Source organism: Nonomuraea sp. NPDC051941 (genome assembly GCF_044593615.1).
In genome coordinates this window covers 1-10,294 of record NZ_JBIUCF010000114.1, presented here as the reverse complement: position 1 = coordinate 10,294, position 10,294 = coordinate 1, and the positions used below count along the sequence as shown (strand labels likewise).

The following is a 10,294-nucleotide window of genomic DNA, read 5'->3' as shown; positions in this document are numbered from 1 at the left end:
GCAAGATCGCGATCTACTCCAACATGGCCATCGGGCGCTGCGGCTTCCGGAGGTCGCACTGCGTGATCACTCCCCGCCAAGTGCGACAGACCCCGGTAAATGGCCGGGATCTCCGGAGTTATCTGGCCGGATGCTCTGATGGGGACACGTTCGGCTGGCGAGCGGAGGGCCTGCTTCACCGGAACAGTTCGCGGAACACCTATACGGAACACTCCGACCTGGGGCGCGGTCCCGGCCGGGCGGTGTTCCGTTGGGGGATCCCCTTACGGAACATCAGTTCACCTCGGACGCCTTCGAAATCTTTCCACCTGACTGGGTATTTTCTGGGCATCCGCTACCAGAGGAGTCGTCCTCGTCTCATGCGCCGGGGCCCGCAACGCCAACGTCTCACCGGAGGCGCTTGCGCGCTGGTAGGAGAGCCGGGGCCCGGCCGCGCACCCGCCGGTGAGCGTTGCATTCAGGCGGTCCCGGCCCGCCGGGGGCGGTCGCGTTCCGCGAGCCAGGCGGCCGACCTGCGCGGCGTCGGAAGGCGAAACCCCCGCGCAGGTCGGCCGAGGGCTCTCGGCGTGTGTCCTATCTGTAGCCGTAGGACTGCCAGTTGGCCAGCACGCGCTGCTGCACATCGGCCGGCCAGCCGTTTTCGAAGGTGCCCTTGACCGGTCGCTTGTCGGTGGGGAACTGGTCGGCGAGCAGGCAGTTGTAGATGACCTTGCCCGCTCGGTAGGTGTGCTGTTCCTGCTCGTCGAGGTAGACCGACAGGGCGGCGGTGGGCTTGGCGGGGAAGTGGACCTCGCCGTGTTCGGGGTGGGTGCGGGTCGCGAACGCCCAGACGACCTCGTTGACGTCGGTGATGTCGATGTCGTCCTCGACCAGCAGCACCTTGGGCACGCCGAAACCGGCCTTGCCGGCAAAGACGATGTCACCGATCCGCTGGGCGAGTTCGCCGGAGTGGATGTTCAGGATTTCGTACCAGTCCTGGCGGACCGAGACGATCAGCCAGTGCACCGCCGACTCGTAGGAGAACCAGGTGGAGGCGACCGGCAGCCCGGCCTGGCGGGGCTGGTAGAGGATCTCGGCGGCATGCATGGTGCCGGTGCCGGTGTAGTCCTCCTCCACCGGCGGGCCGGCGGCCACCGCCGGCAGGATGGCGCCGTCGCGGTAGGTGATGGCGCTGACCGTGAACAGCGGCTTGGGGGAGGCGTCGGTGGCGTTGTAGCCGGGGTATTCGTTCATCGGGCCCTCCATCGCCTCCTCGTTGAACGCGATGTGGCCCTCGATGACGATCTCGGCGGTGGCGGGCACCATCAGCGAGCCTCAGCGGCGCCAGGCCCTCGTGGGTGCCTTCCACGATCAGCTCGCGGACGAACTCAGGCGTTAGAATGGCGTCGGCTCCAGGAAGCCACCGGTCCGCGGGAATGGGCTCAGCCCACCTGGCGTGTGCACCACGTGTCACCATTGCTCTCCTTTCGGCCTGACGGAGCGGACATCAGGCAGACGAGAGGAGGCCATTGTGCCGACCTTGGGCATGCCCGACCGTCCCCACCTCGACAGCTTCCGCCGGCAGGCCCGTGCCCTGCAGCGGGCCGTGCGGGCCGGAGACCCCGACGCTCTAGCGCGGCTGGCCCGCCACCATCCCGGTGGAGTGCCCGACAACGCCGGCGGCTTGCGGCTCAGCGCCGCGCAGCTCGTCGTCGCCCGCGAATACGGTTTCGCCAGCTGGCCGCGGCTCACGCGCTACCTGGAAACCGTGGCCGAACACGGCTGGGATCCCAGACTCGATACGGCACCCGCGGCCGACCCGGCAGCGGAGTTCTGCCGCCTGGCCTGCCTGACCTACGGCAGCGAGGACGGGTCGGCGCGCTGGGCGCAGGCCCGTCAGCTGCTGGCCCGGCATCCCGATCTGACCGTGGCGAACATTTGGGCCGCCGCGGCGGCCGCCCGCCCGGACGACGTTGGCCGGCTGCTCGCCGAGCAGCCGCGGCTGGTGGCCGAGCGGGGTGGCCCGTACGGTTGCCGGCCGCTGTTCTACCTCATCTACTCGCGATTCGATCTCGCCGTGCCGGCCGAGCGGGTGCTCACGGTCGCCCGGCAGCTGCTCGACGCCGGCGCCGACCCCAACGAGGGCTACCTCTTCGGCGCACTGCCGTCGCCGTTCACGTTGCTGACCGGGGTGTTCGGCCACGGCGAGCTGGGTCGGCGGCGCCAGCCCAGCCACCCGCACTGGCGAGCACTGGGCCGGCTCCTGCTTGACGCGGGCGCCGACCCCAACGACGCCCAGACCCTGTACAACCGGATGTTCGAGCCGGACAACTCCCACCTAGAACTGCTGTTCGAGTACAGGCTCGGCTCCGGCGACGGCGGCCCGTGGCACGCACGGATCGAGCTGCTGGACACGCCCGCGGAGATGCTGCGCACCCAGCTACGCTGGGCGGTCGAGCATCACCAGCCCGACCGGGTGCGGCTGCTGGTCGCGCACGGCGTCGACTTCGGCTCGCCGTTCGAGGGCGACGGGCCCGCGTGGAGCCCCGGCGACGGCCGGACGCCGGTCGAGCTGGCCCGGCTCAACGGCGACACCGAGATCGCCGATTATCTCCTCGCCCGAGGGGCCGCGCAACCCGGCCCCGATCCGGTGCGCGAGCTGATCGCCGCGGCGTTCCGCGCCGACCGGCCCGCGCTCGACCGGGTCCGCGCCGAGTACCCCGACGCCGTGGCGCAAGCCTGCCGCAGCCGTCCCGGGCTCATCGTGTGGGCCGCGACCCAGGCGCCCACCGAGACGGTCATGATGCTGGCGGAGCTCGGCTTCGACGTGAACGCCTACGGGCGCGGTGATGCGCCGGTCGAAGAGGCGTGGGAGACCGCACTGCACCACAGCGCAGGGCGCGGCGACCTCGAGCTCACCCGCCGACTGCTGGACCTGGGCGCCGACCCCGACCTCCGCGACCGGCGCTTCAACGACACCCCGCTGGGCTGGGCCCGCCACTTCCACCAGCAGCCGACCGCCGCACTGCTCGAACCCGTCACAACGCCCTCAACAAGCGACGAATGAACGCGCGCGGCGGTGGGCGGTCCTCAGGGGATCGACCGCCGCCGCGGCTCGACCTTTCACAGGGGCAGGGGGTGCCGTTTTCCTCCGTTTGCCCACACCCGTCGCGTGTATCGTGACGCGGGTGGTGGACGGGTCGCCCGGCCGGCCGGCCCTGGACGTTGTGTCGATCCAGGACCTGGCCCGCGAGCGTGGAGCCACCCCGGATCCGGGGCCCGAGAACCCTCCAACGCAGCCACCATACGAGAGCAACTCCGGCTACTCCGCTTCCCAGCGGCGCCGCCCGAGAAGGCGTCCTCCTCCCGAGCGTGCCCCCAGCCCCAAAGTGGAGTGATCGTTGCAGGTCACCCCAGGTGACGGCCTCTCGTCGCCGATGCGGGTTTCGGTCGGGACGGCCGGGGATGAGTCCGGCGGCTTGTGCCGCGATAACGACGGCGGGCACATTTCCGCAGATCGCGTTGCTCGCTAACAGCTTTTATGTCAAGCCACCCGGGAGCTCCCGGTTACTCAGTGCTACTTGGCGGCTCGGGACATGCTTGGGAGCGGAGAGCCCTGTTCGGATGATCGACCGTAGAGCCTCACGCGCACGGTCGTCCCCGCGCTCGCCGACCGGCGGGAGCGCGCTCATCATGCGGGGACCCATGAATTTCTCACGGGTCCCCCGCGGGCGCGCCTCCAGGCCGGGCCGCTCCCTCAACCGCGTCAGTGAGGACCGTGTGCGCCGTCAGCGTGTTGGGGTGGTCGGGCCCGAACACCCGCTCGTGGTCGGCGACCGACCGTTCCAGCAGCGGGATCGCCTCGGCGACGCGCCCGGCGGCGTAATAGGCGTACGCGAGGTTCCCGCGCGCGATCACCACATCCGGATGATCAGCCCCGCTCACGCGCTCGCTGCGCGCGACGACCCTCCTGAGCAGCTGGATCGCCCGGGAGAGCTCTCCAGCCCCGGAATACGCCATGGCCAGGTCGTTCTGGGACGCCAGCGTGTGCGGGTGATCACGGCCGAGCGCCCGGCGACGGTCGGTCACCGTCCGTTCGAGCAGGGCGATCGCCCGCGCGAAGTCCCCGGCGGCGAGATGGGCGGAGGCCAGGCTGTTGCGGCTGGTGAGGGTCACCGGATGGCGGGCGCCGAGCAGCCGCTCCTGGTCGGCGACGATCCGCTCAAGCACGGAGATCGCCTCGGCGTGGTCACCCGCTGCGGTGTAGGCGAGGCCCAGGCTGTGCCGCAGCGCCAGCGTGTCGGGGTGGTCAGGCCCGTTGAGCCGCTGCCCGTCCGACAGCGCCCGCAGCGCGTAGCCGAGCCCGCGCTCCACCATCCCCTGGTCAAGCAGGTACTGCGCCGTGTCGTTCCAGAGCACCAGCGGCGGTTCCCGCTCCACGTCGGCGAGATGGCCCGCGACGGCGTCGATGTGCGGCAGGAGCTCGCGCCAGACCGGCTGGCCCGCCGGATCGTGCCACTCGGGGACGGCCGACGACAGGAGCACCACCGCGACGTCCAGCGTCTCTCCGGCCGGGAAGACCTCTTCCTCCTCGACCTCGTCCACGTCGCGACCGACCGCCTGGACGAGGGGATCGACGCGTACGGCTGAGCCGTCCAGAGCGATCAGCGAGTGCTCCTCCAGCGTGGCCAGCGCGGCGTCCAGCTCGTCGGCGGGGAACATGTCCCCCTGGCGGAAGAGGTCGAGCGGGATGCCGCCCGGCGCGTACCAGGACATGATCCGCAGGATGGCCTCGGGCAGGATGCCCTGCTCCTCCCGCATCCGGGCGAAGGCGACCCGGCAGGCCGTCGCGACAGTCTGCGCGTCGGCGCGAGGATCGGCGCCGGTGAGGTCGGAGTAGAAGAGGGACGCGCTCGACTCCAGCCGTTCCAGCCTGTCGTCGTCGGTGGTGGCCTCCGGCGGCCAGTAGTGGGTGAGCAGCTTGTCGTCAGGCAGGATGACGGCCAGGCTCTCACCGGGCCGGCTGTTGATCCACTGGATCGCGTTGAGCGCCCGCCCGCTCATCGAGCCGAGGACATTGCCCACCGCCTGCATCAGCAGCGCCTTGCGTCGCAGTTCCGCGGGGTCGACGAGGCTCCGGTAGACGAGCTGCACCTCTGACGTCACCGCGGTGGCCCGGGTCTTGCCCCAGGGATGCGTCTCCATCGGCAGCAGCACGTCCACGAGCCCTGGCACCCGGCTGTACTCCCGCAGGCCGACCGCCTCCGCGGGGTCGTCGCCGTACTCGGTCAGGTAGCTGGCCCGGTCCAGGAAGGACAGCAGGCTCACCGCGAACTCGATGCCCACCAGCCGCAGGTCCCGCGCGACGGACGCGCCGGCGTCGGCGGCGGACATCATCGCGAACCTGTCCGCTTCCAGCTCCAGGCTGTGCGCCGGCCAGTAGTCACGCAGGTAGGTCTCGACCACGGCGGCGCCGCCCGGAGACTCCCGCACCCGGTCGAAGGCCTCGCCCGCGAACCACGGGGACTCGTCGGCGGGACGGCCGGCCGCGTGCAGGTGACCACGGTAGACGTGCGACAGCTCGTGGCCGACCAGGAAGTCCATGGCGCCCCGGGCGATCTCGAACATCACCGGGGCCAGCGTCTCGTCATCGTGGACCCCGATGGCCGTCCTGAACCGCTCGCCCTCGACCATGGCGCACATGCCGTACGCGATCTGCTGGTGCAGGTAGGGGTTCGTGTGGGCCGTGTCGAGCAGGACCCGCGGGAAGTCCGGGTGCGTCCACGGCTCCTCCAGGCCCGGAAACGCGCGGCCCGCCACCACGACGAGCTGCGCCAGGACGAGTGACAGCGCCCACATGTCCTGCACCACATAGCGGCCCATCAGGACCAGGTAGCGGCTGTCTGCCCACTGCTGCACCGAGGCGTGCGGCCGGTAACGGTAGTCCGTGGCGAACAGGAACTTGTGCGTCCCGTCGAGCCCCATGAGCTTGCTCACCCGCGTGAACGACCTGGACAGGTGGATGACGCAGGACGCGGGCTCCGCCGGGGTGAAGCGGATCGTGCCGGGCTCCAGATCCGCGCGCAGCCGCGCCGTCTCCCCCGCCGTCGCCCCGCAGAGCGCGGCCAGTTCCTCCGCGGTGACGTCGTCGGCGTGCAGCGCCCGGTGGAAGGCCGCGCGATCGGCGAACCCCTGCTCGACCTCCGCGGCGGTGCGCAGGAACGCGCCGCCGCGCTCGGAGCGCTGCTGGTGCTCCGTGATCGCGGCGACGAACGGAGCCCAGTCATCCGGGCCGGTCATTCCGGTGGAGTCTCCACGAGGGCCGCCGGGTTCGCGCAGAACCGGTCGGCGCCGATCCCGACGATGGCCCTGGCCACAGTCGCGGCGGGCACGGGCACCTTGCCGACGGTCGCCACGATGAGGTCGGCCAGGACGACGACGAGGTCACCGCTCCTGCCGTCCGCGGCAGCGGCCAGGTCAGTGAGCCGCGGGCACACGGCGTCGCGCAGCAACGTCAGCACGCGGAAGAAGCGGATCGCGTCAGGGAGCTTGGCGCCCCCGATGGGGCGACCGATCCCCGTGGCCTCTTCGATCTGGACAAGGGCGTCACGCAGGTCGTCGTCGGACACAGAACCCCTTCCGGTCATGCTCGCCTTCCTTGGTCATCTGCTCGGCGACCGCGGGCGTTACCCGCGGTCAGCGCATACGAGAAGATCGGTTCATGAGTGGACGTGGGGTAGTTGTCACCGGTGCGTCGCGTGGGATCGGCCGTGATCACCCACACAGCTACTTTGGGGCTGGGGGCAGCCTCAGGAGCGGAGGGCCGAGTTCACGATCCGCCCGGGACGAAAGCCGGTGCCGACCACGCCGCCCCCGAGGCCCGGCCGGCAGGCCATCCGCCGTCCGCCGTGCAGCGCGCCCGCACCCCCGAATTTCATGATCATGTCCATGCTCTTGAGGAACAAGTGTTGAGCGTCAAGAAACCATCGTGAGTCAATGACGGGACGTGCCAGTAACCGAACGTGACAGCAGCCTGTTCCCTAGTGCGACGGCATCTCAACTGCGTGGTGACGCATGCCAATGAGTAGTACTCCGTCGTCGTCCATGACACACGCAGTGTGATCGCAAAATTGCGACGTTGCGTACCCCGCCGCGAACAGGCACGGTCCGCGCGATATCGAAGCAGACGTGCGCCGACTCATACCCATGGCCCTGGCTTGCCTGATCCTGCTCACCGCCTGCGCCGCCGATCCGGCTGTACAGGATGCGCGAGATCACGCCGCTCGGGTCGCCGAGACGCTGAAGGGCATCGATCCCTGGGTCTCCGATGACGTCGGCTACCGCCTCACGCAGGATGGCAACCTTGCAGTCCTGGATATCTCCGAAGACGGTCCGGAGGAACCGGGACGCGCTCGGATCAGAGTGCGCGGGAGGGATCGCACCCTTCAGCCACCCATCCCAGGTCGTTCCTCGCCCGCCGCGGTGGTGTTCCTGTGCTTCGACATCGAGGTCACCTACCGTTTGAAATTAGACCGCTCACGGGCAGGTCTGAGAGACCGGCAGGCCACCGTCTCCGAGGTCAGCTGCCCTGAGTCCAGGCCGCTCAGCTTCCCCGCTCCCGCTACGATTCCGGACCAGGCCAGTACGTGGCTGAAGAGCCATCTGCCCACGACCCTCGATCTCGACGCGGCCCGTCAAGCGGTGCGCGGCCTGGATCTGGATCCGCGGATCCGTCAAGACGTCGCCGAAGCCGACGGCAAGATCGGCATCGCCTTGCGCGAACCGGACGGGCACTGCCTGTTCGCCCGGGTATGGCCTGACATCGTGCAGGTCTGGCGACCTTGGACGTGGACACCTCCCGTGCTGCCCGCCGAACGCGCCTGCAGCGCTGCTCAGGCCGCCAGCGGCTACTCCTACTGATTCCGCTGAGGCGCTGCCCGTGCAGCAGGGGCGTCAAGGTTGCTCGATAACCGTCGTTATCTGGCAAGATAGCGATCACGCACCAGGCTCGAGCTGGACGACCGCCGTCTCAGCGCGCAGGCTTCGTTTCCCGGTTATCTGGCAACTTTGCGGATGGTGGAGGTCGGCACGGTGGATCCGGTCATCGCCGAGCAGCTCGGCCGCGCCCACCCGCTCGCCCGGCATCTCGACGACTTCCTCACCGACCTGGCCAACGCCGGGAAGTCGGCGCACACCCGGCGGGCCTACCGTGGCGACCTGATCCCTTTTGCCGCCCACCACGGCGAGGAGATCGCCGAGCTGACCGCCGTGCCGGTCCGCGCGTTCCTGGCCGAGCTCGCCGAGCTGTCGCCGGCCAGCCGCAAGCGCAAGCGCGCCGCGATCGCCTCCTTCTCCAAGTGGGCGGTCCGGCACGACCTGCTGGACGCCAACCCGATGGACCGCATCGACACCGTCAAAGTGCCCAAGAGCCTGCCCCGCCCCGCCAGCGCGGCCGACGTGGCGAAGGTGCTGGCGGTGATCTGCTCGCGGCGGTCGCGCAAAGATCTGCCGCTGGACCGGCTGCGCGACCGGGTGCTGTTCGAGACCGCCTACGTCTGCGGCGCCCGCGCCTCGGAGGTGTGCGGCCTGTACGTGGAGGATCTCGATCTGCGCCTGGACGACGAACACGTCCGCATCCACGGCAAGGGCGGCAGCGTACGCACCGTCCTGCTGGACGACCGCGGCTATGTCACCCTGCTCAAGCTCTACCTCGCCCGCGCCGGCTACACCGCCGGGCCATTGTTCCGCGCCTCCATCAACGGCCGCGGCGGTCCGCTGTCCTACGACGCCGCCCACCACCGCTGGCAGAGCTACTGCGCGCAGGCCAGGGTCGAGATCGACATCCACCAGCTGCGGCACGCCCACGCCACCGAACTCGTCAACGCCGGCGTCTCCATCGAGGCCGTGCGCCGCCGCCTCGGCCACGCCTCCGCCGAAACCACGCAGCTGTACGCGCTGCTGGACGACAAGGTCGCCGACGCCGAGATCCGCGCCGCGCGCCGACGCCGGGATCGGGCAACGAGCTAAGGAAGCTTCGCGATCAGGAGCAGCCTCAGCTCACTGCAATCAAGATCCTTCTCAGCGCCAACGGCTGTCCGCCGGTTCCTCGACCCCGGGCTCCCAAGCGTCTCCGCCGTAATCACTCGTGAGCGGGCCATTCCTCGGCCAGGAGCGCGTATGAGAGACCGTCGAGCCATCCCTTGGTGCGGTGGAGTGAGTCTCTCACCGTATGCTGTTCGCGGCGCATCCCGACCCGCTCCATCAGCCGCCACGAGGATTCGTTGTCGTAGAAGCAGTCCGCGTGCAGGCGGCGCAGGCCAAGACTCTTGAAGGAGATGTCGATGAGGGCGCGTACCGCTTCGGTGGCGTAGCCCTTGCCGCCGTAGGAGGGATCGAGCGTCCACCCGAGCTCTCCTTGGACGCTTTCCGCCTGGTCAGCGACCTCTTCCTGGGCCCAACCGTCCTGGACCTTCAGTGTCAGGTCACCGATCACCCGGCCGTCCAGTTCGACGATGAGCAGGTCTACGAGCCGCTCCTCGCGGAGGAAACGCTCACGGTAGTCGTCGTAGGTCTCTGTGGCGGCCGCGACCCATTCGTGAGTCTCCGGCAGCTGCCGGAAGGCCCAGGTCGCGTCCAGGTCGTCGGGGGCAGCCCGGCGCAACAGCAGCCGCTCGGTGGAAATCGGCCAGTCCAGCGTGTCAAGAGGGTGACGCATGGACCCTCATACTGACGGCGGGCTGTGGTGATACACAAACGGATTACTGCGGACGACGTCTCCGACAACGACGCGGCGATCGCCCTACAGGAACCGACAGGACACCGAAGCGACCAGGGCTGTGACTTGCATCGCTGAATGGCGTGATTCTGGGATCGCTATTTGGCGTACTTTTCGATCTTCGGGACGGTCCGATCGGACAGAACCTGAGCCTGAGTACTGTCCCGTTCCCCAAACACCGTCTCCCCAGGTCAACGCCCTGTCGTCAGTCCTGGGGCGGCTCCCACTTTGGGGCTCATCGCACCGACCCGAGCGGAGGGCCTAAGAGGGCATCTGATCTAGATCTTGAGCTGGATGTCCGTTCTAGGTGGATTTGACGCGCCAGGTTTGGGTGGATTCCCCGGTCAATGTCCGGCTCATTATGTTAGTCATCGCCCAATAGACCATGGAGCGGGATCGCTGCGGGAGAGTCTCATAGTCGCGCACCAGTCGACGATGCTGCATTAGCCAGCCCAGCGTGCGCTCGACCACCCAACGACGCGGCAGCACCTGAAATCCGGTGTCGGCACTGCGTTTGACCACCTCGACGGCGATTCCACG

8 protein-coding genes and 1 pseudogene are annotated in these 10,294 nt (G+C 69.1%); 3 read left to right on the top strand and 6 right to left on the bottom strand.

Annotation, left to right across the window (positions count from 1 at the left end):
- Positions 1-573: 573 nt before the first annotated feature.
- Entirely contained in the window at positions 574-1,305 is a 732-nt protein-coding gene (locus tag ACIHFD_RS67265; protein ID WP_397375866.1) for a UbiD family decarboxylase domain-containing protein, read from the bottom strand.
- A 205-nt stretch (positions 1,306-1,510) separates the two neighbouring features.
- Between ACIHFD_RS67265 and ACIHFD_RS67260 the strand changes: the two genes are divergently transcribed.
- A complete protein-coding gene (locus ACIHFD_RS67260; RefSeq protein ID WP_397375865.1) occupies positions 1,511-3,046 on the top strand; it encodes an ankyrin repeat domain-containing protein in 1,536 nt (511 codons plus the stop codon).
- A gap of 647 nt (positions 3,047-3,693) precedes the next feature.
- On the opposite strand, the gene ACIHFD_RS67255 is transcribed toward ACIHFD_RS67260, so the two are convergent.
- From ACIHFD_RS67255 to ACIHFD_RS67245, 3 genes are all read right to left on the bottom strand, one after another.
- Positions 3,694-6,279 (bottom strand): tetratricopeptide repeat protein, encoded by a 2,586-nt coding sequence (locus ACIHFD_RS67255; protein WP_397375864.1) that lies wholly within the window; start codon positions 6,277-6,279, stop codon positions 3,694-3,696.
- Complete coding sequence (locus tag ACIHFD_RS67250; protein ID WP_397375863.1) at positions 6,276-6,626, bottom strand: hypothetical protein; 351 nt, start codon at positions 6,624-6,626, stop codon at positions 6,276-6,278. The genes ACIHFD_RS67255 and ACIHFD_RS67250 overlap by 4 nt, the downstream gene beginning before the upstream one ends.
- 162 nt (positions 6,627-6,788) lie before the next feature.
- On the bottom strand, positions 6,789-6,917 hold the full coding sequence (locus ACIHFD_RS67245; protein ID WP_397375862.1) for a hypothetical protein: 129 nt from the start codon (positions 6,915-6,917) through the stop codon (positions 6,789-6,791).
- A 250-nt stretch (positions 6,918-7,167) separates the two neighbouring features.
- On the opposite strand from ACIHFD_RS67245, the gene ACIHFD_RS67240 reads away from it, so the two are divergent.
- Positions 7,168-7,899: a hypothetical protein gene (locus ACIHFD_RS67240; RefSeq protein WP_397375861.1), complete on the top strand. Its 732-nt coding sequence runs from the start codon at positions 7,168-7,170 to the stop codon at positions 7,897-7,899.
- Between the two features lie 153 nt (positions 7,900-8,052).
- On the top strand, positions 8,053-9,006 hold the full coding sequence (locus ACIHFD_RS67235; RefSeq protein WP_397375867.1) for a tyrosine-type recombinase/integrase: 954 nt from the start codon (positions 8,053-8,055) through the stop codon (positions 9,004-9,006).
- Between the two features lie 112 nt (positions 9,007-9,118).
- Here ACIHFD_RS67235 and ACIHFD_RS67230 read toward each other — a convergent pair whose 3' ends face one another.
- On the bottom strand, positions 9,119-9,694 hold the full coding sequence (locus ACIHFD_RS67230) for a GNAT family N-acetyltransferase (RefSeq protein ID WP_132519675.1): 576 nt from the start codon (positions 9,692-9,694) through the stop codon (positions 9,119-9,121).
- A gap of 476 nt (positions 9,695-10,170) precedes the next feature.
- Positions 10,171-10,294 (bottom strand): annotated as a pseudogene (locus ACIHFD_RS67225) (IS5/IS1182 family transposase); the annotation flags it as partial.